This is a genomic window from Pseudomonas putida, from assembly GCF_001941965.1.
Lineage (GTDB): Bacteria > Pseudomonadota > Gammaproteobacteria > Pseudomonadales > Pseudomonadaceae > Aquipseudomonas > Aquipseudomonas putida_L.
Window position 1 is genome coordinate 261,599 of sequence record NZ_MKZO01000067.1, and the last position, 26,180, is coordinate 287,778.

The window sequence follows — 26,180 nt, forward strand, 5'->3', positions numbered from 1 at the left end:
AAGCCGGAGAGTATAGCGCAGGGGGGGTGGCGGGGGACAAGCTGGAAGCTACGGGCGGCAGGCTGATTTACAGGGGAAGATCTGAAAATGGCTGTGTTTCTGCCGGCCCTATCGCTGGCAAGCCAGCTCCCACACGTTAGGCGGTGCACGCGATCCCTGTGGGAGCTGGCTTGCCAACGATGAGGCCCTCAGGCCATGGCGACGCGGTTGCGGCCGGCATTCTTGGCTTGATAGAGGGCATTGTCCGCCGCCGAGATCAGTTGCCGGCAATGGGTACCGATCGCCGGGGTCTGGGTGGCCAGGCCGATACTGACGCTGAGCACCGAGTCCGGGCCCGGCATGGTATGGGCAATGCGCGCCGCTGCCACGGTCTGGCGCAGCTTCTCGGCCAGCAACCGCGCCCCGCCCGGCGAGGTGTTGGGCAGCACCAGGGCGAATTCCTCGCCGCCATAACGCGCCGGCAGGTCGCTCGGCCGCGCGCAGCACGAGCGGATCGCCTCGGCCACCTGGCGCAGCGCCTCATCCCCGGCCAGGTGGCCGAAGGTGTCGTTGAACGACTTGAAGTAGTCCACGTCCACCATCAGCAGCGACAACTGCGACTGCTCGCGCATCGCCCGGCGCCACTCCAGCTCCAGGTATTCGTCGAAGTGCCGACGGTTGGACAGCCCGGTCAGGCCGTCGGAGTTCATCAGGCGTTGCAGCACCAGGTTGGTGTCGAGCAACTGCTGCTGGCTGACCCGCAGCGCTCGATAAGCCTCGTCACGCTGCAACAGGGTCAGGTAGGAGCGCGAGTGATAGCGGATGCGCGCCACCAGCTCGATGTTGTCAGGCAGCTTGACCAGATAGTCGTTGGCCCCGGCGGCAAAGGCCGCGCTCTTGACCAGCGGGTCTTCCTTGGTCGACAGGACGATGATCGGGATGTCCTGGGTCGCCGGGTTGGCGCGGTATTCGCGAACCAGGGTCAGGCCGTCGAGGCCCGGCATGATCAGGTCCTGGAGGATCACCGTCGGCTTGATGCGCATGGCCTGGGCCACCGCCTCGTGCGGGTCGGCACAGAAGTGGAAGTCGATGTTGTCTTCGTGGGCCAGGCCCCGGCGCACGGCTTCGCCGATCATCGCCTGGTCGTCGACCAGCAGGACCATCGCCGAGTTCTCGTCAGAGGTTGAAAAGCCGTCGATCGGTAGATCATTCATGCGCTGTCACCTGGGCACTGCCGGCGCCGCCGGCGTGACTGAATACATATCGTCATTTCGGAAAAATTTCCATTAGTCGTGGGGCTATCCGCTCCAGCGCACGCACTTCCACGGCCGCGTCTATGGCGACGGCCGCCTTGGGCATGCCGTACACCGCACTGCTCTGCTGGTCCTGGGCGATGGTCAGGAAACCCTGCTCGCGCATGAGCTTGAGCCCCTGCGCGCCATCGCGGCCCATACCGGTGAGCAGCACGCCCACCGCATCGCCACGCCAGAACCGCGCCACACTTTCGAAAAACACGTCGATCGAGGGGCGGTAGATTTCGTTCACCGGCTCCGCCGTATACGCCAGGGTGCAATCCTTGAGCAGGCGGATGTGGTGATTGGTCCCGGCCAGCAGTACCTGGCCGGGTTGTGGCGGCTCACCCTCGCGGGCCAGGCGCACGTTCTGTCCTGAAGTACTGCTGAGCCATTCGGCCATGCCGGCGGCGAATACCTGGTCGACGTGCTGGACCAGCACGATCGATGCCGGAAACGCCTTGGGCAGCCCCTTGAGCAGCACTTCCAGCGCCGCCGGCCCGCCTGCGGACGAACCAATGGCGACCAGGCCCTGGCGCTGTGCCGCCTGGCGCAACGGCGTCGACAGCGTGCGCACGCTGCTGGGGCGCTGCTGGCCGATCAGCCAGGAAATATTGAGGATCTTGCGCAACAACGGCGCGGCGGCTTCCTTCGGATCGCCACCACCCAGCACCGGGGTATCGACCACATCGAGGGCGCCATGGCCCATGGCCTCGAACACCCGGTGCACGTTCTGCCGGCGATCGACGGTGACGATGACGATGGCGCACGGCGACTCGGCCATGATCCGCCGGGTCGCTTCCACGCCGTCCATCTGCGGCATGATCAGGTCCATCAGCAGCAGGTCCGGGATGTGCTCGGCGCAGCGCTGCACCGCCTCCAGGCCATTGCTGGCGACCCAGATGACCTCGTGGGCCGGCTCGAAGGCCAGCGCCCGGCGCAAGGCTTCCACGGCTAGCGGCATATCGTTGACGATGGCGATCTTCATCCCTGGGCTCCCCCGATCAGCTCGACTACGGCATCCAGCAAGGCGTCGTCATGGAAACTCGCCTTGGCCAGATAATAGTCAGCGCCGGCGTCGAGCCCTCGCCGTCGGTCTTCTTCCCGGTCCTTGTACGACACCACCATCACCGGCAGGGATTGCAGGCGGCTGTCGCGGCGCACCAGGGTCACCAGTTCGATACCGTCCATGCGCGGCATGTCGATATCGGTGATCAGCAGGTCGAAATCCTCGCTGCGCAAGGCGTTCCAGCCGTCCATACCGTCCACTGCCACGGCCACTTCGTAGCCGCGGTTGCTCAGCAGCTTGCGCTGCAGCTCGCGCACGGTCAGCGAGTCGTCCACCACCAGCACGCGCTTGCGCGCCACTTCGCGGGCCGCGCCGCGGCGTTCGATACGCTCCAGGCGGCCGGTGCTGAGGAGTTTTTCCACGGAGCGCAGCAGGTCCTCGACATCGACGAACAGCACCACCGAGCCGTCGTCCAGCAGGGCCCCGGCGGAAATGTCCTGGATCTTGCCCAGGCGCGGGTCCAGCGGCATCACCACCAGCACCCGCTCGCCGATCAGGCGGTCGATGGCCACGCCGTAGAGCGTTTCGCGCTCGCGGATCACCACCACCTTGATGCTCTGCTCGCCGTTCTGGCTGACCGGCCGGTTGAGCAACTGGCTGGCCGAGACCAGGCCGATATGCCGGCCCTCATGCCAGAACTGCTGGCGCCCCTCGATCTGCACGATGGCCTCGGCCGGCAGCTCCAGGGTGCGTTCGATATGGGCCAGGGGGAATGCATAGGCTTCGCCGCTGACTTCCACCACCAGGCTGCGCACCACCGAGAGGGTCAGCGGCACTTCCAGATGGAAACGGCTGCCGCTGCCATCGCTCTGGGTCATCTCGACCTGGCCACGCAACTGGCGAACCATATGCTGCACTGCATCCAGGCCAACACCACGCCCGGACACCTCGGTGACCTTGTCGCGCAAGCTGAAGCCCGGCAGGAACAGGAAGGTCAGCAGTTCCGCCTCACTCATCTGCGCCACGGTCTCGGCCGGCGACAGATGACGTTCGACGATGCTCCGGCGCAGGCGCTCCAGGTCCACACCGCCGCCGTCATCACTCAATTCCAGGATCAGCAAGCCGGCCTGGTGGGACGCCCGCAGGCGAATGGTGCCCTCCATCGGCTTGCCCGCCGCCAGGCGCTGTTCGGGCATCTCGATGCCGTGGTCGACGGCATTGCGCAACAAATGGGTCAGCGGCGCTTCGAGTTTTTCCAGCACATCGCGGTCAACCTGGGTCTTCTCGCCCTCGATCTCCAGGCGCACCTGCTTGCCGAGGGAACGGCCCAGGTCACGGACCATGCGGCTCTGCCCGGTCAGCACATCGGCGAACGGACGCATGCGACAGGCCAGGGCCATGTCATAGAGGTTCTGCGCGCGCTGCCCGGCCTGCCAGCCCAGTTCGTCGAGATCGACCACCTGCTGCTGGAGCATCTGCTGCGCTTCACCGAGCAGTTGCTGGGTCAGGGCCAGGGCCTCGCGGACGTCATCGCCCTGCTCGCCGGCGTCGAGCTGCGCCTTGAGCCCGTCGAGGGCACGCAGGCCCTGGCCCTGCACGCGCTTGAGGCGTTGCAGGGTGGCGAGGAACGGCTTGAAGCGCTGGGTTTCCACCAGGGCCTTGCTGGACAGGTCGAGGAGGCTGTTGAGGCGCTCGGCGGTGACCCGCAGGACGCGCTCGCCGCCCTCGGTCGTCTTGTTCTTGCGGGCGGGGCGCGGTTCCGGCTCGGGTTCGGCTTCCGTCTCCTCAAGGACAAGCGGCGCGGCTGCGACGGGCGCGGGCTCGACCACAGGCGGCACGACGGGCGCGGGAGCCGGCGCAGCACCCGGCTGCAACAGATTGGCCACCTGCACCAGGTACGCCTGCACCGCCGCGTCCACCGAAGCGTCCCCCGGCGTGGCGATGCGCATCAACAGGTCGGTGCCCTGCAGCAGCGCATCGATATGTTCCGGACGCAAACGCAGGCGTCCTTCCTGGGCTTCCACCAGGCAGTCTTCCATGACATGGGCAACGCTGACCCCGGCATCGATGCCGACGATCCGTGCCGCGCCCTTGAGCGAGTGCGCGGCGCGCATGCAGGCCTCGAGCTGGTCGGCCTGGGTCGGATTGCGCTCCAGCGCCAGCAACCCGGCGCTGAGCACCTGGGTCTGGGCTTCGGCTTCGAGGCTGAACAGCTCCAGCAACGAGGCGTCGCGCATTTGCTCTGGGGTCATGAAAGGCTCCGTTCGACAGCGGACAACACCTGGTCTTCGTCCAGAATTCGCACGCTTCGCCCGCGCCATTGCAGGACCTGGCGGGTGAAGCGGTTTTCATTGCCAGCCTCGCCCTGCAGGCGCAGGTCGAGGGCGTGGATGCCGTCCACCTCGTCCACCGGCAGCACCACCGCACCGCCCTTGGCGGCGAGGATCAGCATGCGTGGCATGACCCGGGCCGAACTGGCTGGCGCCTCGGTCAACTCAAGGCCGAGCAGGTCGCTCAAGGACAGGCACGGCACCAGCGCGCCACGCACATTAGCCACGCCCTGCAGCATCCGGGAGCGCTGGTGCGGCAGCGAATGCCCCGGCTGCACCGGCGCCACTTCGGCCAGGCAGCGGGTGGCCAGGGCCAGCCATTCCTCGCCAAGGCGGAACAGCAGCAACGACGGCCCCTGCACCACCTGCTCCTCGACGGCCTCGCGGACATGGGCGTCCTGGGCCAGGGCATAGCGATCCAGCAGGCGCGTGGCCGCTGCGGCATAGACCGCGCAGTTGCGGCAATGCACGTGCTCTTCGAGCAACGGGCAGCTCTTGTCACCGTGCACGCCGATGCGGTTCCAGCAATCGTCGATACGCTCGACATCGCCGGTCAGCACATTGATTTCATCGATCATCGGTCAGCCTCCCGCTCGCGTCGCGCAGCCCGCTCCTGCAGGCGCCGGGCGCCGGCCGTGTCGCCCTGGGAGGCCAGCAGCACCGCCAGGTGAACCAGGGCCTCGGGATGTTGCGGTTCCAGATAGAGCGCCTTGCGGTACTGGCTGATGGCGTCGGCGCTGTCACCGGCGGTATCGCTGAGCAAGCCCAGCCAGTAGAACACCTGGGCCGACGGCTCGAATTGCTGGAGGTAACGCTGGCAGGCGGCGCGGGCTTGCTCGCTGTGACCGCCGTTGGCCAGCACGGCGATCTGCGCCAGCAACTCGCCGGCCTGCTCGTTGTGGCCGTGCTGCGGGATACGCGGCAGCGGCGGCGCGATGCTGCGCCGCGTCGGCGCCGCAGGAGCCGGCGGGCGCACGACCGGGGCCAGCGGCGCAGCCACGACCACAGCCTTGGGCAGCGCCGGTTTCGCTTCCGGCGCCTGGCGCACATAGGCGAACGACTGCGGGATGCCCAATGGCCGCATGCCCATGCGCGCCAGCAGGCTGCCCTCGGCCGGGCCGATGAACAGCACGCCATCGGCATGGGTCAGGTTCTTCAGGACCTCGAACACCCGTTGCTGGGTCGCCAGGTCGAAATAGATCAGCAGGTTGCGGCAGAACACGAAGTCGTAGCTGCCCTGGCGGCTCGACAGGGCCGGATCGAGCACATTGCCCACCTCGAACTGCACCTGGCGCTGCACCCGCCCGTCGAGCAACTGGCCCTCCTCGCTTTCGCTGAAATGCCGCTCGCGAAACGCCTGCTCCGGACCACGGAACGAATTGCGCCCGTACAGCGCGCGCTGGGCGCGGCCGATGGAATTGGGGCTGATATCCATGGCATCGACCTTGAACGCCTGGGGCAACAGCCCGGCATCGAGCAAGGCCATGGCGATGGAATAGGGCTCCTCGCCGGTGGAACAGGGCAGGCTGAGGATCCGCAGCGGCCGCGTGCCGCCCAGTTCGGCCTGGCGCTTGCGGGCCAGGTCCACCAGGGCGGTGAAGGATTCCGGATAACGGAAGAACCAGGTCTCGGGAACGATCACCGCTTCGATCAGCGCCTGCTGTTCGGCATGGGACTGCTGCAAGCGCACCCAGTAGTCGTCGAGGTCATTGGCCGACAGCGCCGCACTGCGCTGGGCCAGGGCGCGCTCGACCATTTGCTCGCCGACCGAGGCGACGTCCAGGCCGATACGCTCCTGCAGGAAGCGGAAGAACCGCCGTTCAATGGTCATGCCAGCACCCCGTCAAGCGGGAACAGCAAGGCACGCACCTCGTCGTTGAGCAGGTCCTGCACGCCGATCCACTGCAACAGGCCCTCGGCATCCTCGCGCACCGGGCCGAGGTACGGCGCGGCGCCGTTATCCACGCCATAGGGTCGGAACTCCGCCGGATCACAGCGCAGCGTATTGCTCGCCTGCTCAAGGATCAGGCCGAGCAGCAGGTCAGGACGCAACGGATCGAAACGGTAATGCACCAGCACCAGGCGCGTGCTGGTGCGCTGCGGCGCCGGGGTGCCGAAGCTCAGGGCGCTGACATCGATCACCGGTACCAGCGCGCCGCGATGGGCCAGCACGCCGGCAACGTAGTCGGGGGTCCGGGCCAGCGGCTTGAGCGGCAGGCGCGGCAGCACCTCGGCGATCTCCCGGGTATCCAGGGCAAAGCGCTCGCCACCGACACGGAACACCAGGAACAGGCGTCCCTGGCAGCCCGCGTCCTGGCTGCGGCGAGGCGTGGAGTCGGTCATCGCCACGTCAGACTTTGAACCGCGACACACCGCCGCGCAGACCGACCGCCACCTGGCTCAGTTCGTCGATGGCGAAACTGGCCTGGCGCAGCGATTCCACAGTCTGGCTGCTGGCATCGCTGAGCTGGGCCAGGGCGTGGTTGATCTGCTCGGCACCGGTGGCCTGGGCCTGCATGCCGTCGTTGACCATCAGCACCCGCGGCGCCAGGGCCTGGACCTGATGGATGATCTGGCTCAGTTGCTCGCCGACCTGCTGCACCTCGAACATGCCGCGGCGCACTTCCTCGGAGAACTTGTCCATGCCCATCACCCCGGCGGACACCGCCGACTGGATCTCGCGGACCATCTGCTCGATATCGTAGGTGGCCACGGCGGTCTGGTCGGCGAGGCGGCGCACTTCGGTGGCCACCACGGCGAAACCGCGGCCGTACTCGCCGGCCTTTTCGGCCTCGATGGCGGCGTTGAGGGACAACAGGTTGGTCTGGTCGGCGACCTTGACGATGGTCACCACCACCTGGTTGATGTTGCCGGCCTTCTCGTTGAGGATCGCCAGCTTGTTGTTGACCAGGTCGGCCGCACCCATCACCTGGTGCATGGTTTCTTCCATGCGCGCCAGGCCTTGCTGGCCGGAGCCGGCGAGCACCGAGGCCTGGTCGGCGGCGGTGGTCACTTCGGTCATGGTGCGCACCAGGTCGCGGGAGGTCGCGGCGATTTCCCGCGAGGTGGCGCCAATCTCGGTGGTGGTGGCGGCGGTCTCGGTAGCGGTGGCCTGCTGCTGCTTGGAGGTGGCGGCGATCTCGGTCACCGAGGTGGTCACCTGCACCGAGGAACGCTGGGCCTGGGAGACCAGCCCGGTGAGCTCACTGACCATCTCGTTGAAACCGGTTTCCACAGCGCCGAACTCGTCGTTGCGCTCCAGGTTCATGCGCACGCTGAGGTCGCCGCCGCGCAGGGTTTCCAGGGCGCGGACGATGCGTTGCATGGGCTCGGTGATGACCCGCATCAGCAGCAGGCCGCAGACACCGGCGGCAATCACCGCCAGCAACAGGGAAATCGCCATGCTCAGCTTGGCGGTGTTCACCGCGCTGACGATGTTGTCGGTGGCCTCGTCAGCGTAGCGACGGTTCCAGTCGATCAGGCTGTTGATGGACTTGCGCCCTTCGGCCCAGCTCGGCGCGAGGTTTTCCAGGACCAGGCGCTGGGCTTCGGCATAGTCCTTCTTGCCGTAGGCGTTGAGCACGGCGGCCAGGTACTGATGGTATTCGGTGACCATGCCCTCGAACTGGGCGAAGTTGGTGGCGTCCTGCGAGTCGTTCATGGTCTTGCGGTAGTTGGCCATCTGCTGCTGCAGACGATCGTCATAGCTCTTGTACAGGGCCATGTCGGCATCGGTCAGGTCGCGGTGGTTGCTCATGCCGACCAGTTGCTGGGTAAGGATGAAACTGTCGACCCAGGCGCTGCGGATCATAGAGCTGTAGTAGACCCCGGGCATGCTGTCGGCACGCACCGCCTGCTCGCTGTCCTCGATGGCGATCAACCGCGAATAGGCGGCGACCACCATCAACGACATGATGGCGATGATCACGGCGAAACTTGCCAGGATCCGTTGGCGCAGTGTCCAGTTCTTCACAATCAGCCCTCGAGCGTTGTACGCGGCAGGAAAAATGGGCTGATTATAGCCTAGGGCCTACGTACCTATGGGGCTGATCCTACAGGGTTGATTGGGCAAATAGACGACAACCAATGGCCATTTGCCCATTTTATTGACTCAGGTCGCACGAACCTGACGTTCCAGCTCCACCTTGAGCGCCGGATCGAGGCGCAACTGCTTTGCCAGTTCATCGAGATAGGCGCGCTCCATGAAGTGTTCCTCGTCCACCAGCATCACGCTGGCCAGGTACATTTCCGCGGCCATTTCCGGGGTGGAGGCGGCACGGGCGACCTCGGCAGGGTCCAGCGGCTTGTTGAGTTCGGCGTGCAGCCAGTGCTGCAGGTCGCGGTCGTTGCCGGAGAGGCGGACGAACTCGCCCTCGATCAGCTCGCGCTCGCGCTCATCGACATGGCCATCGGCGCGGGCGGCAGCGACCAGGGCCTTGAGGATCGCCTGGCTGTGCTGCTCGACCTGGGCCGGCGGCAGGCGGTCGAGGGTCTGCGGCTCGCCCTGGGGTGCCGAGGCCTGTTTCGCCTGCCAGTTGCCGTAGGCCTTGTAGGCCAGCACGCCAAGCGCTGCCAGGCCGCCGTAGGTCAGCGCCTTGCCGCCATACTTGCGGGCTTTCTTGCTGCCCATCAGCAAGCCCAACGCGCCGGCGGCAGCGGCGCCACCGCCAGCACCGGACAGCAGGCTGCCGAGCCCGCCGCCGCTTTTCTGCGTACCTGACGCGCTGCCGGCCTGCTTCTGCAGCAGTTCCTGACCGGACTTGAACAGTTGATCGAGCAAACCACGGGTATTCATTGCAGCGCTCCTTGGAGGATCGATGTAGGAAAAATCCACTACTGGATAAGAGACGCATGCTACTCGCGGGTTTCAGCAGGGCTCGGTGAAAATCTATTTCCGATGATGACAAGGATCAACTTTTCACGTTCGAAAGTTTGATATTCGCGCTCGTTCAATTGCACACACGCAAAAACCAAAACAATGAACCTGCTCACACTTTAAAACTTGCCCACTGCATAAAAACGACTACCGCAGCTTGGTTACAGCATTTCGATTTAAATGGGCAACGCACTTATAGCGAATCCTGACAAGCACACTTTTGTATTAATCAGGATGCTCAACTATGGTCTCAGCTGTCTCGAAACAGTGTTCTTTGAAAGGAGTCGAAGATGAAGACAACCCTCGGGAGTTGTGTCGCCGGACTGGCCTACCTGGTGCTGGCCGGTTGCACCAGCATCGACGCCCGCACCACCGAATATGTCGGCGCCCCCCACGCCGCACCGACTTCCGCCGCCCAGGTCCAGGTCCTGCGCACGGAGCCGAACCGCCCTCACGTGCGCCTTGGCGAGGTCATCGTCGACGCCAGTATCGAACCGCCACCGCCCATTGCCGACGTCGAGCAGAAGTTGCGCGAGCAGACCGCCAGTATTGGCGGGGATGCTGCCGTGGTGGTCTATGACCGGATTCAACCGGTCGCCACTTATGTCGAAGGACCGTTGTGGAACCGCGATATTCGCAATGTCGACGGACGCAAACTCAAGGCAGTGGTCATCAAGTACCAATAAGAAGTACCAATAGGCCCGTTCAGGTTAATGACAGCGCGCGAAGTGCATTCGCCGATGATTTGCAACTGCAAGGAACATCGTATGGGGATTCGTCGATCTTTCCTGGCCCTGCCCATGGCACTGGGCGTCGCCTGCCCGGCCCTGGCCGATAACGCCCGCGACTGGCAGAACACGCCGATCGACCTGAACATGGTCTTCGGCTACTACAACCGGGTCGACACCAACACCCCGATCGATACCACCCTGCCCATCGACGGCCTGTCGCTGAATGCCGATGTGTACCTGTTCCGCTATGCCCGCAGCTTCGCCATCGACGGGCGCAACAGTGCGATCCAGCTGATCCAGCCGTATGCCGACGTTTCCGCATCCTTCGATGACGCACGCTTCTTCGACGGCACCAAGCACAACGGCGGCATGGGCGACACCCAGGTGGTCTTCGCCCACAACTTCTTCGGCGGCCCGGCCCTGACCGCCGAGGAATTCGCCACATGGACCCCGGAAACCTTCATGAGCGGCGCCCTGTGGGTGACCCTGCCCAACGGCGACTACGACAAGGACCGGGTGATCAATATCGGCGCCAACCGTTGGGTGGTGAAACCGGAGATCGCCTTCGGCCACCCCATCGGCCCGACCTGGCTGGAGATCAACGGCTACGTCTCGCTATACGGCGACAACGACGATTACCTCGGCGACAGCAAGCTGGAACAGAAGCCGCTGTACGCCCTCGAAGGGCACTACAGCTACAGCGTCAACCGGGCGCTGTGGGTGTCCTTCGATGCCACCTACAGCACCGGTGGCGAAACCCGGGTAGACGGTGTGGACCAGGACAACAAGCAATCCAACACCCTGCTCGGCGCCAGCCTCGGCTTCATGCTTTCGCCGCAGTTCGGCGGGCTGGTGGCCTACACCGACACCGTCTCGGAGCGCACCGGCTCGCCGGATGTGAACACCTGGACCCTGCGCCTGCAATACGTCTGGTAAGGAGGTACGCCGATGAAGCTGCGTCATGCTGCCTTGAGCCTGCTGATCCTGTCCGGCCTTGCCCAGGCGGCGGACGAGCGCGACCCGGCGGCCCTCGCGGCCCTGTCCGCCATGGGCAGCTATTTGCAAGGCTTGCCCAGCTTCAGCCTGAGCACCCGCAGCGAAACCGACCAGCAACTGGAGAGCGGCCAGACCGTCGCCTTCCAGCACCACACCCAAGTCCTGGCGGTGCGCCCGGACAAGCTCTACGTCAACGTCGACCGGGGCGGCAGCAGCCGGCGCTTCTTCTATGACGGCAAGGACTTCGTGCTCTACGACCAGCACCTGAACTACTACACCCGGGAAGCGGCGCCGGACAGCATCGGCAAGCTGCTCGACCTGCTCGGCGAGCGTTACGGTATCGAACTGCCGCTGGCCGACCTGTTCCGCTGGAGTGCCACGACGGCCGACGAAGTCGGCATCAGCGCGGCCTACAGCATCGGCAAGGAACATCTCGATGGGCAGAGCTGCGTGCATTACGCCTATCGCCAGCCACAGATCGACTGGCAACTCTGGGTGCGCGAAGGCGCCCAGCCGCTGCCCTGCCGCCTGATGATCACCCGGCGTGACGATGCCGAGCGGCCACGGCACAGCGTCAGCTTCGCCTGGGACCTGACTTCGCCGATCAAGGCCGACGCCTTCACCTTCGTGCCACCGGCCAAGGCCCTGCCGGTGCCGCTGGTGCAACTGGATGCGGGGGAACGGCCATGAAGCGGACGCGCTCGATCTTCAGCCTCGGCCTGCTGGCCTGCCTCGTAGTGCCCGCGGTTGCGGAAGCCTGGCAGTTGCGTGGCGGAGGCGGCGGACGCAGCTTCGTAGTGCCGCATCACATGGGCGGGGGTGGCTTCCAGAGGCCGGCGTATCAGCCGAGCTATCACCCGCAGCCGCAGCCCATGCCACGCCCGCAGCCGGCGCCGCATCCGCAGCCGGGGCCCGGGCCACATCCCCAGCCGGGGCCTGGACCGCACCCGATGCCGGGTCCGCATCCGGGTCCCGGGCCGGGCCCGATGCCGCCTCCCCCACCACCGCCACCACCACCGCCGCCGCATCATGACGACTGGTACAACCCCTGGGCGACCGCCGCGGTGATCGGGGCAACCACGGCGACGGCCATTGCCATCGGCACCCAAGTCAGTTCGGTCCCGCCGGACTGCGTCTCGGTGGTGGCCAATGGCGTGGCCTACCAGCACTGCGGCGCCACCTGGTACCGGCCGCAATACGTGGGCAACAGCATCAGCTTCGTGGTGGTGGCTTCGCCATGGTGAACCTCAAGAACACCCGAGACCCTGTAGGAGCTGGCTTGCCTGCGATGGACCGCGCAGCGGTCCCAAAACCATCCAGCACGAATACCTGCCCTGAGCAGGCTTGGATTCTCAGCGCCGGCAAGACTGCATTTATCCAGAGACACGGCGTGGCAGGTTTTGGGACCGCTGCGCGGTCCATCGCAGGCAAGCCAGCTCCTACAAGGATCGCCGCAAACCGGAGGACGATTTAATGACCGCCCTCACCGACCTCAAGGCCCTGCACGCCGCCATCGCCCGCTCCGTCCTCGGCCAGGACGCGGTCATCCATCAGGTCCTGGTCGGCCTGCTGGCCAACGGTCATGTCCTCCTCGAAAGCCTTCCCGGCCTGGCCAAGACCCGCACGGTCAAGGCCCTGGCCCGTCACCTGGATGCGCGCATGAGCCGCATCCAGTTCACCCCCGACCTGCTGCCCTCGGACATCACCGGCGCCGAAGTCCTGCAACAGGCCGACGGCCGCAACCAGATCCGCTTCCAGCCCGGCCCGCTGTTCGGCAACCTGATCCTCGCCGACGAGATCAACCGCGCCCCGGCCAAGGTCCAGGCCGCCCTGCTCGAAGCCATGGAGGAACGCCAGATCACCGTGGCCGGCAGCAGTCACGCCCTGCCCGAGCTGTTCATGGTGATCGCCACCCAGAACCCCATCGAACAGGAAGGCACCTACCCGCTGCCGGAAGCGCAGATGGACCGCTTCCTGCTCAAGGTCCTGCTCGACTACCCGACCCCGGACAGCGAAAGCCAGGTCCTGCAGATGCTGCGCACGGAAGAAACCGCCACGCCCGGCAACAGCGCCGGCGACCGCTTTACCCTGCCCCAGGACACGATCTTCCAGGCCCGTCGGGAAATCGCCGAAATCCAAGTCGCCCCGGCCATCGACCGCTACCTGGTGGACCTGCTCGACGCCACCCGCCACCCCGAACGCTACGACAGCGACCTGGCCCGCTGGCTGCAACTGGGCAGCAGCCCACGCGGTGGCATCGCCCTGGATCGTTGCGCCCGCGCCGAGGCCTGGTGGCAGGGCCAGGACTTCGTCACCCCGGACCATGTGCGCGCCATGCTGCACCCGGTCCTGCGCCATCGCCTGCAATTGAGCTACGACGCCATCGCCGACGGGATCAACGCCGAAGCGGTGCTCGAACGCCTGCTGGCCAAGGTTGCCATTCCGGCATGAGGAGCGAGCGATGGGGCCCCCACAGCAGTCCGCCGACGGACATGTCTATGTCTCACTAGCCCAACTGATGGCCCTGGAGTTCGCTGCCCGCGGCCTCAGCTTCAACCCTCGCCAGCCCCGCGCCAGCCTGCTCTCCGGCAACCATGCCTCACGCCTGCGCGGGCGCGGCCTGGACTTCGATGAACTGCGCCGCTACCAGCCCGGCGACGACCTGCGCCATCTCGATTGCAAGGCCAGCCTGCGCAGCGGCACGCCCATCGTGCGCACTTGGACCGAGGAACGCGACCGCCCTTTGCTGCTGGTGCTGGACCAGCGCATGTCGATGTTCTTCGGCTCCCGGGTCAGCTTCAAGTCCGCCATTGCCGCCGAGCTGGCCGCACTCTGCGCGTGGATAGCGCTCAAGGGGGGCGACCGGGTCGGCGCGGTGATCTTCGACGACCAGGACTGCCAGTGCACCGCCCCCCTGCGCAGCCGCGCCCGGGTCCAGGCAATCTGTGCGAGCGCGGTGAAGTTCAACCAGCGCCTGGCCGCCGACGTCCCGGCCGGCGACTCCACGCACACGCTGGACGACGCCCTGCGCCGCTGCCTGCAAGTGGCCCGCCACGATCATCTGGTGTGCCTGATCAGTGACTTCGCCGGCGCCGGCGACAATACGCTCAAGCAGTTACGCCAACTGCGCGCGCACAACGATGTACTGGCCTTGCAGGTCTACGACCCGTTGGCCCTCGACCTGCCGGAACGCGGACGCTTGGTGATCAGCCAGGGCCAGTTGCAGGTCGCGCTGGCCATGGAACGCCAGCGTATCCGCCAACCGCTGAGCGACTTTCTCGGCGGGCGCCTCAAGGAGGTCGCGCAGTTGCTGCGGCGCAGCCAGGTGCCACTGATGATGTTCAGCACAGCGCTATCCGCCAGCGCGCAGTTGCGCCTGGAACTGGGCCGCCTGCAGGAGCTGCAGCCATGACCCGCCAGGTGCCGGATATTGAACAACTGCGTGAGATCGCCCTGCCCGCCCCGGTCAGCTACTGGCCACAGACCTGGGGCTGGGCGGCACTGCTGATCCTGCTGCTGGCCGCCTTGCTGGTGTGGGCCTTGCGCGCCTGGCGGCACTGGCAGAAAAACCGTTATCGCCGCGAAGCCCTGCGCCAGCTCGACGCCCTGGAACGACGCCTGGACGACCCGCAAGCCCTGCGCGACCTGCCCGAACTGCTCAAGCGCGTGGCCCTGTCCATGCCCGGCGGCCTTGCCGCGGCGCCGCTGCAGGACAGCCAATGGCAAGCCTTCCTGGTCGCCCATGCCGACGCGCCCCTGCCGGAGGATTTCGCCCGGCGCCTGGCGCAACTCGCCTACGCCCCGCAAGCACAACTGCAGGCCATGGACGCCCGCGAATTGCTGCGCCATAGCCGCACCTGGGTGGAGCAGCATCATGTGGCAGCTTGACTACCCCTGGCTGCTGCTCCTGCTGCCCCTGCCGCTGCTCGGCTACCGCCGCCTGCCGCCCTGGCAGGAAGCCCGCAGTGCCGTGCGCATGCCGTTCTTCGACGAGATCAGCCAGGCCACCGGCCAGCGCCCCGACCTGCCCGGCACCCGCCATGACCACTGGCAGCTCGCCCTGCATATCGTCGTCTGGTGCCTGCTGTGCCTCGCCGTGGCACGGCCGGTCAAGGTCGAGCCGCCGATCGAGCACCAGCAACCGGTACGCGACCTGATGCTGGCCATCGATATCTCCCAGTCCATGGACACGGTCGATATGCCCGGCACGGACGGCAAGCCGGTCTCGCGTATCAGCGCGGTCAAGGCGGTGGTCGCCGACTTTATCCGCCAACGTGCACAGGACCGCCTCGGCCTGGTGGTGTTCGGCAGCGGCGCCTTCGCCCAGGCGCCGCTGACCCTGGACCACGCCAGCCTGTCGCTCCTGCTGGCGCAGACCGAGGTCGGCATGGCCGGCCCCAATACCGCCATCGGCGATGCCATCGGTTTGAGCCTGAAGATCCTGGAGCAGGCCAACGAGCCGGAGAAAGTGCTGATCCTGCTCACCGACGGCAACGACACCAGCAGCGCCATCACCCCGGCCCATGCGGCGGAAATCGCCGCCGAACGTGGCGTGATGATCCACACCATCGGCATCGGCGATCCCCAGGCCCAGGCCGAAGCGCGGGTGGACCTGAGCACCCTGCAACAACTGGCCGCCAGTACCGGCGGCCGCTTCTTCCGCGCCAGCGACCGTGCCGCACTGGGCGAGGTGTACCACACCCTCGACGCGATCACCCCGCATGCCGTGAAGACCCTCAGCCACCAACCCAGGACCGAACTGTTCTGGCTGCCGCTGGGCGCTGCACTGCTGCTGTTCCTGCTCTTCCATCTACTGGCGCTGGCGGCCGCGCGCTGGAACGAACGGGAGGTGCCGGCCCATGGACATTGAGCTGGATGCCCTGCACTTCCTGCGCCCCGCCTGGTTGTGGCTGCTACTGCCGGCCTCGCTGTTGGCGCTGTTCTGGCGCCGTCAGCAGCACCAGCGCCTGCATAGCGTGCGCATCGCGCCACACCTGCTGCGCTACCTGCGCCTCGATGGCCAGCAGGCCAGGGGCGTGAAGCCGGTACACCTGGCCTGCGCCCTGCTGGTCCTCGGCGCCCTGGCCATGGCCGGTCCCACCTGGCAGCAGGACCGCCCGAACTTCCTCGACGACCGCGCCTCCATGCTCCTCGCCCTCGATCTGTCGGCGTCCATGGACAGCGCCGATATCCCGCCGTCGCGCCTGGAAGCCGCCCGGCACAAACTGCACAGCCTGATCGAACGCCGTCGCGGGGCCGCCACCGGGCTGATCGCCTATGCCGGCAGCGCGCACCTGGTCATGCCGGCGACCCGTGACCCGGCCCTGCTCGACAGCTATCTGCAAGCCCTGTCCAGCTCACTGATCCAGCGACCGGGCAAGGATGTCGCCGGGGTGCTGGAAGTCAGCCGGCAACTGCTGGCGGCAGACAACGCCCCGGCCACTTTGGTGCTGGTCACCGATGGCGCCGACAGCAGCCAGTTCACCACCCTGAAGGTGCCGCCGTCCTTGCAGGTGCTGATCCTCGCGGTGGGCAGTGCCGACGGCCAGCCCGGCGGGCTCGACACCCGCGCCCTCGAAGGGCTGGGCAAGGCGCTGGACGCGCCGCTGGGCAGCCTGACTGCCAACGACGACGACCTCGACTGGGTCGAAGCCCACGCCCGCCAGCATTTCCAGGCCGCCCCGGCAGACGGCGCGGCGCTGCACTGGAAGGACGCCGGTTATTGGCTGTGCTGGCCGCTGCTGCTGATCGCCTTCTTCTGCGTGCGCCGGGGCTGGAGCCTGAACTGGAGCGCGGCGTTGTTGCTTGGGCTGCTGCTGAATGCCCCGGACAGCCGCGCCAGCGCCCTGGTGGATGCCTTCCTGACGCCCGACCAGCAAGGTCGCCGGGCCTTCGAACAGCATCACTACCCCGCCGCTGCCAGGGATTTCCAGGACCTGTACTGGAAAGGCATCGCCGCCTACAACGCCGCCGACTACGACCTGGCCCTGAGCAGCTTCGCCCGTCTGCGCACCGCGCCCGCGTACTTCTATATCGGCAATATCCAGGCCCGGCGCTTCAAGTTCGACCCGGCCATCGCCGCCTATCGCCAGGCCCTGGCCCTGCAAGCCGATTTCCCCGAGGCACGGGACAACCTGGCGCTGGTCCTGGCCCTGCAGAAGGACGCCGAATCGGCGGCGGCCAACGCCCCTGAGGTCAAAGCCGACCAGATCGCCTTCGACAAACCCGCCGGCAAGGGCGCGAGCAAGGACGTACAGACGCCACAAGCCACTTCGGATGCCCTCTGGCTGGACAACCTCAGCACCTCGCCTGCGCAGTTCCTGCAACGCAAGTTCGCCCTGCAGGATGCTACGGCCAAGGAGGGGCAATGAGACGGTTCGCGCTGCTCCTGCTTCTGTTCCTCGGCCCGGCTGGCGCCGCACCGCAGCTACGGGTACAGGTCCAACTGCCGGACGGCAACCAGGCCGTGGTCGGCCAGACCGTGCCGTTGCAGGTGGATGTGCTGACCGACAGCTGGTTCACCAGCGCGCCGCAACTGCCCGGGCTGGCCCTGCCGGGGGTCGTGGTCACGCCACCAGACGAGCGCGCCCAGCACCTGACCCTGAACCTCGACGGCACGCCCTTCTTCGGCATGCGCTACACCTGGCGCCTGACCCTGCGCCAGCCCGGCGAAGTGCAGATTCCCGCCCTCGTCATCAGCGCGCAGCCGGGCAATGCCGTCGCCCTGCTGAGCGCCCGCAGCCAGCCGCTGCAACTCAGGGTGGACTGGCCCCAGGCCGCAGGACGCAACCTGCTGGTCGCCAGCGATGTGCAATTGAGCCAGACACTAGGCTCGCTCGAGGGCCTCAAGGTCGGCGACAGCCTGGTGCGCAGCGTCACCCTGCGCGCCACCGACAGCCTGGCCCTGCTGCTGCCGGTCACGCCCCTGGCCGAGGTCCGGGGCCTCAGTCGCTTCGTGAAAACACCGCAACTGAGCTCGCCCGACGACCTCAGCGGCCAGCGCATCGACAGCGCCAGCTACCGCATCGAGCATCCGGGCACATTCCACCTGCCGGCCATCGAGGTGCAGTGGTGGAGCAGCCGCGATCACCGCCTGCACAGCGCACAGGTGCCCGCCGTGGACTTTTCCGCCGTTGCGGCGCCAGCGGCGGCCCCGGCGTTTTCGGTCAGCGAAGACCTCCAGCGCCTGGGCCGCGAAAGCCGCTTGCACCTGTCTCGACATTGGCTTGCGGCGCTGACGCTGGCGCTCATGGTCGGCACCCTCGGCTACCTGGTCCACCGCCATGGCGCCTGGCTGCGCGAGCAGTGGCGGCAGTGGCGACAACGCCCCCCCGCACGCGTGCGCTACGGACTGCGCCCACTCAATCCCACGCCACACAGGACGTCATCATGAACCGCACTCTCCGTTGCCGCTGGTTACTGCTGGCCTTGTTGCTGCTGTACTGGCCCGTTCAGGCCGACGCCCTGCCCTCCTGGAACGACAGCGCACCCAAGGCAGCGCTGCAATCCTTCGTCGATGAAGTCACGCGCAACGACTCGCCGCAGTTCGTCCCGGTGGCCCAGCGCATCGCCGTGTTCGACAACGACGGCACGTTGTGGAGCGAGCAGCCGGCGTATTTCCAGGTGCTGTTCGCCTTCGATGAGGTGCGCCGCATGGCTGCGCAGCATCCCGAGTGGAAAACCACCCAGCCGTTCCGCGCGGTGCTGGAGAACGACCAGCAGGCGCTGGCGGCCGCAGGCATGGACGGCCTGATGAAGATCATCGCCGCCACCCATACCGGGATGAGCAGCGAAGTGTTCGAGGAGCGGGCCCGGGCCTGGTTCGAGCGGGCCCGCCACCCCAGGACCGGCAAGCCCTACAACCAGATGATCTACCAGCCGATGCTGGAGCTGATGGACTACCTGCGCGAGCAGCAATTCAAGGTGTACATCGTCTCCGGCGGCGACAGCGGCTTCATGCGCGCCTTTACCGAACAGGTCTACGGCGTGCCGCCGGAACAGGTGATCGGCTCCCTCTTCGTGACCGAGTTCACCCGGGTGGACGGCAAGCCGACGCTGCTGCGCACGGCAAGGCTGGCGCACAACGACGATGGTCCGGGCAAGCCGGAAAGCATCGACGCGATCATTGGCCGTCGCCCCCTGCTCGCGTTCGGCAACTCCGACGGTGACCTGCAAATGCTCCAGTGGACCGCCGCCGGCCCAGGCCCGCGTTTCATGGGCCTGGTGCATCACACCGACGCCCGGCGCGAGTGGGCCTACGACCGCCAGTCGACGGTCGGCCGGCTCGACAAGGCCCTGGACGAAGCCCGCCAGCGCGGCTGGACGGTGGTCGACATGGCCGCCGACTGGCGCCGGATCTTTCCCTTCGACAACCCAAGCAAGGAGCCAACCCCCTAACCACGAAGCAAAGCGGTACTCATGGGCCGGAAAGCACCCGGCCTCAACGACGAAATGGAGGTAGATCGGATGACACGCTTACGCAGATGGGGACCGAAACTCGCCCTGCTGGTGGCCTTTGCCAGTGCTGGCGCGGGCGCAGCGGACAAGCCCAATATCCTGGTGATCTTCGGCGACGATATCGGCCAGACCAATATCAGCGCCTATTCCCTCGGGGTAGTGGGCTACCAGACCCCGAACATCGACCGCATCGCCAAGGAAGGGATGCTGTTCACCGATTACTACGCGGAGAACAGTTGCACCGCCGGGCGTTCCAGCTTCATCACCGGGCAGACGCCGCTACGCACCGGCCTGTCGAAGGTCGGCGCGCCGGGGGCCTCGGTGGGCCTGCAGGACCGCGACATCACCATTGCCCAGGCGCTCAAGGGCCAGGGCTACGCCACCGGGCAGTTCGGCAAGAACCACCTCGGCGACAAGGATGAATACCTGCCGACCAAGCACGGCTTCGACGAATTTCTCGGCAACCTGTACCACCTCAATGCCGAGGAAGAACCGGAGCGGCCGTACTGGCCCAAGGACGCCAACGATCCGTACGTGAAGAACTTCAGCCCGCGCGGCGTGCTGCATGCCTTCGCCGACGGCAAGATCGAGGACACCGGGGCCCTGACCACCAAGCGCATGGAAACCATCGACGACGAAACCACCGCCGGTGCCCAGGAGTTCATCAAGAAATCGGTGGAGGCCGGCAAGCCGTTCTTCGTCTGGATGAACACCACGCGCATGCACGTCTACACCCACGTGCGCGACTCGATGAAGGGCCAGAGCGGCATGCCCGGCAACGAGTACGCCGACGGCATGCTCGAGCATGACGGCGACGTCGGCAAGCTGCTGAAAACCCTCGACGACCTGAAAATCACCGAGAACACCATCGTGGTCTACACCACCGACAACGGGCCGAACCAGTTCTCCTGGCCGGACGCGGCGACCACGCCGTTCCGCAGCGAGAAGGATTCCAACTGGGAAGGTGCTTTCCGGGTGCCGGCGATGGTGCGCTGGCCGGGCAAGATCAAGGAAGGCACGGTGTCCAACGAGATGTTCTCCGGGCTTGACTGGTTCCCGACCCTGCTGGCGGCGGCCGGGGTGACGGACGTCAAGGAAAGCCTGCTCAAGGGCTGGTCGCCGACGGCCGGTGGCAAGAGCTTCAAGGTCCACCTCGACGGCTACAACCAGTTGCCCTACCTCACCGGCCAGCAGCCCAAGGGCGCGCGGGACGAATTCTTCTACTTCAACGACGACGGCGACCTGGTGGCGATGCGCTGGGGCAACTGGAAGGCGGTGTTCTGCGAACAGCGCCAGCCGGGCGGGTTCCAGGTCTGGCAGGACCCGATGGTGTGCCTGCGGGTGCCGAAGATCTTCAACCTGAGGATGGACCCGTATGAGCGTGCGGACATCGTTTCCGACCAGTACAACGACTGGCTGGTGAAGAACTCCTACCTCACGGCGATCGCCACCATGAAGGCCAGCCTGTTCCTGGAAACCTTCGTCGAGTATCCGCCCAGCCAGCACCCGGCGAGCTTCAGCATCGACCAGGTGAGAAAGCAGGTGGATGCGAAGATCGAGGAGAAGATGAAGCAAGCCAAATAGCGCAGTTGCCACGCGCCCTGTAGGAGCGTGGCTTGCCCGCGCCTACAGGGAACCGGAATCAATCGATAATCACGGATGCTCCTGACACGATGCCGACAGCCACCGCCAAGACCGCCCGCCTCACCCGCGCCACCCGCGCCGCCCTGCCCCTGGCCTCGACCCTGTTGGTGGTGTCCGGGGCAGCGGCGCTGATCTATCAGGTCCTGTGGATCAAGCAACTGTCCCTGGTGGTGGGCGTCGAGGTACACGCTATCAGTGCCGGGATCAGCGCCTTCTTCGCCGGGCTCGCGCTGGGCGGCTGGTGGCTGGGCCGGCGCGCCGATCGCGTGTTGCGCCCGGTGCGCCTGTATGCCCTGCTCGAACTGGCCGTGGCCGTGCTCGGCGTGGCCGCGACCCTGGCCCTCGGCGCCAGCGCCGGGCTGTTCGCCCGCCTGCAGACGCTGGTCGGCCCCCTCGCCTGGCTGTTGCCGTTCGCGTTGGTGGGCATACCTGCCTTTCTTATGGGCGGCACCCTGCCGGTGCTGGTCCGTGCCCTGACCAGCGATACCGCCGTGGTCGGGCGCGCCGGCGGCCAGCTTTACGCGGCCAATACCGCCGGCGCCATTCTCGGCACCCTGCTTGCCGCCTTCTTCCTGTTGCCTCACCTGGGTGTTCTGGGCAGCGCCAAGGCCGCCGCGCTGGGCAATCTTCTGGCTGCCGCCGGTGCCCTGTGGTGGTTGCGGGAGACGACCACGGCGCCGCTCGCCGAAGCTCACACCGCCACCCCGCGCAGTCGTGATTCACGCCTGGCCCTGGCGTTGTACGCCGTAGCCGGCGGTGTGGCGCTGGGCTACGAGGTGATCTGGTCCCAGGCCATCGTGCCCTTCATGAGCACCCGTGCCTTCGCTTTTGCCGTGGTCCTGGCCAGCTATCTGGCCGGGTTGATGCTGGGCAGCGCGCTGATTGCCCGGCGTGCCCACACATTGCGCGATCCCTGGGCCTGCTTCGCCCTGCTGATCGCGGCCGCCGGGTTGCTGGCGCTGGGAGAAATCGCCGGCCTCGGGCGCTGGCTGGTCAGCCTGCAAACCCAGGCCGAGGCTCTGGTACTGAGCCTCGGCGGCAGCGCCCTGAGCGGCATGAGCGCACGCTTCGCCGTGGCCGCGCTGAGCATCGTCCTGCTACCCACCACCCTGCTGGGCGCAGCGTTTCCCCTGGCCCTGCACCTGGCCAGCGAGCGCGGGCATGTGGGCCGCGACGTGGGCTCGGTGGTGGCCCTGAATACCCTGGGCGGCATCGTCGGGGTGACGCTGACGGGCTTCGTGCTGGTGCCGCTCTTCGGCCTGGTCCGCAGCCTCGGCTTGCTGGCGATACTGGCCGGCCTGATTGCGCTGGTGGCGGTGTCTGCCACCCAGGGCGTGGCGCGCAAGTCACGCGCGGCAGTCTTCGCTATCGCCCTGGCCAGCCTCGTTCTCGCCGTGCTGACCCCGCCGCAGCGCCTGGCTGATTTGCTTCCCGGTGCGCGCAACGGTTCGCTGGTGTTCTACGAGGAAGGTCGCGGCGGCACCGTCGCCGTGGTCGAACAGGAGAAACGCCAGGGCAGCTTCCGCCGCCTGTATATCCAGGGTGTTTCCAATACCGGCGATGCCATGCCGTCGCTGCGCTACATGCGCCTGCAGGCCCTGCTGCCCCTGCTGATCCACAATGGCGAGCCACGCTCGGCACTGGTGATCGGCCTGGGTACCGGGATCACCGCGGGGGCCCTGCTGCGCTATCCGGGGCTGGAACAACGGGTAGTGGCCGAGCTGCTGCCGGCGGTGGTCAAGGCGGCGCCGCTGTTCCAGGGCAACTACGGCGCCATCGCCGACCCGCGTCTGGACCTGCGCCTGCGCGACGGCCGTCGCGAACTGCTGGCCAGCCCACAGACCTACGACCTGATTACCCTGGAGCCGCCACCGCCCTCGGCGGCCGGGGTGGTCAATCTCTATTCCCGGGACTTCTACCAGCTCGCCGCCGCACGCCTGAACGCACAGGGCATCGTCGCCCAGTGGCTGCCGCTGCCGACCCAGAATGAAGACGACAGCCGTGCCCTGGTGCGCAGCTTCCTCGATGTCTTCCCCCATGCCTCGCTGTGGACCAGCGAGTTCCACGAGATGTTGCTGGTCGGTTCGCTGCAACCGCTGCAACTGGACGCGGCGCGCATCAGCGAACGCCTGCACCAACCCGAGGTCCGCGACAGCCTGGCCGCCGTGGGCGTCGATTCGCCGGCCGCGCTGCTGGCGACCTGGGTCACCGATCGCCATGGCCTGGAGCGCTTCGCCGCCGATGCCGAGGCGGTGACCGACGACCGTCCCCGCATCGAGTACGCGCCCTGGGTGCGCAGCGATGAAATCGTCCGCGTGCTGCCCGCGCTACTGGCGCTGAGTACACCGATCCCGTTGGAAAACGCCGACAGCCTGTTGAAGCTCCAGGTCGCCGATCAGCGCCGGCGCCTGCTGCGTTTCTACGAAGTGGGCCTGACCGCCTACCGTGGCCAGCGCGAACGCTGGGCCCGGCAAGTGCCGGAAGTGCTTCGGGAGGACCCGGGAAATCCGTATTATCGCTGGTTCCTGGGCTTGTAACCCTGAGTCACGCACACGCCCCATTAGAAGAAAAATACGGAAAACCGCATGCCGAAAAAGCCTGATGTGGTCTCGTCTCCACGCCGCCGGAGCGCGCTCTGGCCGGCGCTGGCGGGGCTGTTGTTGCTGGTCGTGGTGGGTGCCTGGTTCGCCCTGGATCGAGGGCCGGCGCCGCTGCCGGTAGCGACGCCGAAGCCCGTGCCGGTGGCAGAATCCAAGCCGCTGCGCCCTGCCCCGCAATTGGTGGACGAGGGCCAGTGCCAGGGCTGCCATAGCCAGCAGGTCGAGCATTGGAAAGGCTCCCACCATCAACTGGCGATGCAGGCCGCGACCGACGCCACCGTGCTCGGCGACTTTGCCGATATCACCTTCAAGAGTGATCGCGAGACCACCCGCTTCTTCAAGCGCGACGGTGGTTTCTGGGTCAATACGCCAGGCGTCGACGGCAAGCCGAAGGACTTCCCGGTGGCCTACGCCTTCGGTATCGAACCCTTGCAGCAATACCTGATCGATACCGGTGCCGGACACTTGCAGGCGCTGGGCGTGGCCTGGGATACCGAGAAGAAAAAGTGGTTCCACCTGTACCCGGGCCAGGGCGTCGACTTCAGGAATCCGCTGCACTGGAGCAAGCCGCAGCAGAACGCCAACTTTATGTGCGTGGAGTGCCACACCACCGGTTTCAAGCGCAATTTCAGCGCCGCCGACAACCGTTTCTCCAGCCAGTGGCACAGCCTCGGCGTCGGCTGCCAGGCCTGCCATGGCCCGGCCTCGGATCACCTGGAATGGGCGACGAAAAAGACCCCGCTGGACCACGCCGGCTTCCAGCAAAGCCTGCTCGGCGGCGACAACCTGAAGGAAGTGGAAACCTGCGCCCGCTGCCATGCGCGTCGCGCACCGCTGGACGATGGCTATGACAACAGCCACCGGCTGATGGATGACTTCCTGCCCAGTCGCCTGACCCGCGAGTTGTACGCGCTCGACGGCAAGATCAAGGACGAAGTGTTCGAGTACGGCTCATTCACCCAGAGCAAGATGTTCGTCAAGGGCGTGCGTTGCAGCAACTGCCATGAGCCCCACAGCACCAAGCTGCGGGCCGAGGGCAACGGGGTCTGCCTGCAATGCCACAACCCAGCGGGCAAGACCGGCGTGGCCGGGGTCGATGGCAGTGGTCTCAAGGCCAGGGACTACCAGACGCCGGAGCACTACAAGGATGTGCCGGGGCAGTCGGGCGCGCAGTGCGTGGATTGCCATATGCCGGGCAAGTTCTACATGGTCAATGACTGGCGGCATGACCATGGTTTCACCATCCCGGCAGCGGCCTGGGCGTTGCTGGGCGACAGTCCGACCCAGCGCTACACACAAAGTCTCGATGCCCTGCGCAGCGGCAAGCCCGGCGCGGCGGCGGCGCTGTTCGAGCAATTGCAACGCAATGACCTGCCGGCGATTCGGCGTGCCACGCTGCTGGCCGAGTTGCCCAACTATCCGAGCCAGCGCGCCCTTGATCTGGCTTCAAGGGATCTGCGCAACGACGGGCCGCAGGTCCGGGTGGCGGCCGTGGAAGCCCTGGCCGCGCTGCTGCCCGCCGAACAGCGGATGCAGCCGCTGGCACCACTGCTCAAGGACCCGATCCGTGCGGTCCGTACCGCCACCGCCTATGCCCTGTTGCCGGCACGCAATGCCGGGCTGGGCGCCGACTTCGACAAGGCCCTGGTCGAATACGAACAGGTGCAGTTGAGCCTGCTGGAGCGGGCCGAGGCCAACGTCAACCTGGCGATGCTCTACCGCGCGACCGGGCGGGTCGATCAGGTCGAACCCTATCTGCGCACGGCGCTGCTGCGCGACGAAGGCTTCGATCCGGCGCGGGTGGCGCTGGTGCAATGGCTGGATGGGCGGGGGCAGCAGGCCGAGGCGCGGCAGTTGCTGGATGACGGGCTGGCGCGGCATCCCGATTCGGCGTTGCTGCAGCACGCCAAGGGGCTGGCGCTGGTGCGTGCCGGGCAGCGGGACGAAGCGCTGAAGGCCCTGCGCAAGGCGGTGGCGCTGGCGCCGCAGAATGCCGGGTTCGGCTATGTGCTGGCGGTGGCGCTGCATGACCAGGGCCAGCGTGGCGCGGCGCTGGAGCAATTGTCGAAGAGCCTGGAACAGCAGCCTTACAACCGCGAGGTCCGGCTGGCGTTGATGCACTACTTGCAACAGGCGGGTGAGGTGGACAAGGCCAATGGGCTGATCGAGGCGTTGCGGGCGATCAATCCGGAGGATCCGATGTTGCGGCCGAGGTCGTGAGTTGTTGGTGTCGCTGATGGCCTCATCGCTGGCAAGCCAGCTCCCA

At 66.6% G+C, this 26,180-nt stretch carries 22 protein-coding genes; 14 read left to right on the plus strand and 8 right to left on the minus strand.

Annotated elements, in window-relative coordinates:
* Positions 1 to 188 precede the first annotated feature (188 nt).
* From PSEMO_RS28760 to PSEMO_RS28795, 8 genes are all read right to left on the minus strand, one after another.
* On the minus strand, positions 189 to 1,193 hold the full coding sequence (locus PSEMO_RS28760) for a response regulator (protein WP_075806261.1): 1,005 nt from the start codon (positions 1,191 to 1,193) through the stop codon (positions 189 to 191).
* A gap of 52 nt (positions 1,194 to 1,245) precedes the next feature.
* Complete coding sequence (locus PSEMO_RS28765) at positions 1,246 to 2,259, minus strand: chemotaxis response regulator protein-glutamate methylesterase (RefSeq protein ID WP_075806262.1); 1,014 nt, start codon at positions 2,257 to 2,259, stop codon at positions 1,246 to 1,248.
* On the minus strand, positions 2,256 to 4,532 hold the full coding sequence (locus PSEMO_RS28770; RefSeq protein ID WP_075806263.1) for a hybrid sensor histidine kinase/response regulator: 2,277 nt from the start codon (positions 4,530 to 4,532) through the stop codon (positions 2,256 to 2,258). The genes PSEMO_RS28765 and PSEMO_RS28770 overlap by 4 nt, the downstream gene beginning before the upstream one ends.
* Entirely contained in the window at positions 4,529 to 5,188 is a 660-nt protein-coding gene (locus PSEMO_RS28775) for a chemotaxis protein CheW (RefSeq protein ID WP_075806264.1), read from the minus strand. The genes PSEMO_RS28770 and PSEMO_RS28775 overlap by 4 nt, the downstream gene beginning before the upstream one ends.
* Positions 5,185 to 6,441, minus strand: a complete 1,257-nt coding sequence (locus tag PSEMO_RS28780; protein ID WP_075806265.1) for a CheR family methyltransferase — start codon at positions 6,439 to 6,441, stop codon at positions 5,185 to 5,187. Before PSEMO_RS28780 ends, PSEMO_RS28775 begins: the two co-directional genes overlap by 4 nt.
* Entirely contained in the window at positions 6,438 to 6,953 is a 516-nt protein-coding gene (locus PSEMO_RS28785; RefSeq protein ID WP_075806266.1) for a chemotaxis protein CheW, read from the minus strand. Before PSEMO_RS28785 ends, PSEMO_RS28780 begins: the two co-directional genes overlap by 4 nt.
* A gap of 7 nt (positions 6,954 to 6,960) precedes the next feature.
* Positions 6,961 to 8,583 (minus strand): methyl-accepting chemotaxis protein, encoded by a 1,623-nt coding sequence (locus tag PSEMO_RS28790; protein WP_075806267.1) that lies wholly within the window; start codon positions 8,581 to 8,583, stop codon positions 6,961 to 6,963.
* A gap of 138 nt (positions 8,584 to 8,721) precedes the next feature.
* Positions 8,722 to 9,405 carry a tellurite resistance TerB family protein gene (locus PSEMO_RS28795; protein WP_075806268.1) on the minus strand — a complete coding sequence of 228 codons (684 nt, stop codon included), beginning with the start codon at positions 9,403 to 9,405 and terminating at the stop codon, positions 8,722 to 8,724.
* Between the two features lie 371 nt (positions 9,406 to 9,776).
* On the opposite strand from PSEMO_RS28795, the gene PSEMO_RS28800 reads away from it, so the two are divergent.
* The 14 genes from PSEMO_RS28800 to PSEMO_RS28865 all read left to right on the plus strand — a co-directional run bounded on the left by PSEMO_RS28800 (position 9,777) and on the right by PSEMO_RS28865 (position 26,134).
* Positions 9,777 to 10,172 carry a hypothetical protein gene (locus PSEMO_RS28800; protein WP_075806269.1) on the plus strand — a complete coding sequence of 132 codons (396 nt, stop codon included), beginning with the start codon at positions 9,777 to 9,779 and terminating at the stop codon, positions 10,170 to 10,172.
* A gap of 114 nt (positions 10,173 to 10,286) precedes the next feature.
* The gene (locus tag PSEMO_RS28805) at positions 10,287 to 11,153 is read left to right on the plus strand and encodes a transporter (protein ID WP_372239147.1); all 867 of its coding nucleotides are present in this window, start codon (positions 10,287 to 10,289) and stop codon (positions 11,151 to 11,153) included.
* A gap of 12 nt (positions 11,154 to 11,165) precedes the next feature.
* Positions 11,166 to 11,903, plus strand: a complete 738-nt coding sequence (locus tag PSEMO_RS28810; RefSeq protein WP_075806271.1) for a DUF2092 domain-containing protein — start codon at positions 11,166 to 11,168, stop codon at positions 11,901 to 11,903.
* A gap of 296 nt (positions 11,904 to 12,199) precedes the next feature.
* On the plus strand, positions 12,200 to 12,457 hold the full coding sequence (locus PSEMO_RS33960; protein ID WP_256721251.1) for a hypothetical protein: 258 nt from the start codon (positions 12,200 to 12,202) through the stop codon (positions 12,455 to 12,457).
* 229 nt (positions 12,458 to 12,686) lie between these two features.
* Positions 12,687 to 13,664, plus strand: coding sequence for an AAA family ATPase (locus PSEMO_RS28820; RefSeq protein WP_075806273.1), 978 nt, complete (start codon positions 12,687 to 12,689; stop codon positions 13,662 to 13,664).
* Between the two features lie 10 nt (positions 13,665 to 13,674).
* On the plus strand, positions 13,675 to 14,625 hold the full coding sequence (locus PSEMO_RS28825; RefSeq protein WP_075806274.1) for a DUF58 domain-containing protein: 951 nt from the start codon (positions 13,675 to 13,677) through the stop codon (positions 14,623 to 14,625).
* Positions 14,622 to 15,101 carry a DUF4381 domain-containing protein gene (locus PSEMO_RS28830; protein WP_075806275.1) on the plus strand — a complete coding sequence of 160 codons (480 nt, stop codon included), beginning with the start codon at positions 14,622 to 14,624 and terminating at the stop codon, positions 15,099 to 15,101. Before PSEMO_RS28825 ends, PSEMO_RS28830 begins: the two co-directional genes overlap by 4 nt.
* Complete coding sequence (locus tag PSEMO_RS28835) at positions 15,088 to 16,083, plus strand: vWA domain-containing protein (protein WP_075806276.1); 996 nt, start codon at positions 15,088 to 15,090, stop codon at positions 16,081 to 16,083. Before PSEMO_RS28830 ends, PSEMO_RS28835 begins: the two co-directional genes overlap by 14 nt.
* The gene (locus PSEMO_RS28840) at positions 16,073 to 17,584 is read left to right on the plus strand and encodes a VWA domain-containing protein (protein ID WP_075806277.1); all 1,512 of its coding nucleotides are present in this window, start codon (positions 16,073 to 16,075) and stop codon (positions 17,582 to 17,584) included. The genes PSEMO_RS28835 and PSEMO_RS28840 overlap by 11 nt, the downstream gene beginning before the upstream one ends.
* On the plus strand, positions 17,581 to 18,606 hold the full coding sequence (locus PSEMO_RS28845; RefSeq protein ID WP_075806278.1) for a BatD family protein: 1,026 nt from the start codon (positions 17,581 to 17,583) through the stop codon (positions 18,604 to 18,606). The genes PSEMO_RS28840 and PSEMO_RS28845 overlap by 4 nt, the downstream gene beginning before the upstream one ends.
* Positions 18,603 to 19,610 carry an HAD family hydrolase gene (locus tag PSEMO_RS28850; RefSeq protein ID WP_075806279.1) on the plus strand — a complete coding sequence of 336 codons (1,008 nt, stop codon included), beginning with the start codon at positions 18,603 to 18,605 and terminating at the stop codon, positions 19,608 to 19,610. Before PSEMO_RS28845 ends, PSEMO_RS28850 begins: the two co-directional genes overlap by 4 nt.
* 69 nt (positions 19,611 to 19,679) lie before the next feature.
* The gene (locus PSEMO_RS28855) at positions 19,680 to 21,254 is read left to right on the plus strand and encodes an arylsulfatase (RefSeq protein ID WP_075806300.1); all 1,575 of its coding nucleotides are present in this window, start codon (positions 19,680 to 19,682) and stop codon (positions 21,252 to 21,254) included.
* An 89-nt stretch (positions 21,255 to 21,343) separates the two neighbouring features.
* Positions 21,344 to 23,851 (plus strand): fused MFS/spermidine synthase, encoded by a 2,508-nt coding sequence (locus tag PSEMO_RS28860; RefSeq protein ID WP_075806280.1) that lies wholly within the window; start codon positions 21,344 to 21,346, stop codon positions 23,849 to 23,851.
* A 48-nt stretch (positions 23,852 to 23,899) separates the two neighbouring features.
* Positions 23,900 to 26,134: a tetratricopeptide repeat protein gene (locus PSEMO_RS28865; protein ID WP_075806281.1), complete on the plus strand. Its 2,235-nt coding sequence runs from the start codon at positions 23,900 to 23,902 to the stop codon at positions 26,132 to 26,134.
* The last annotated feature ends 46 nt before the right edge of the window (positions 26,135 to 26,180 follow it).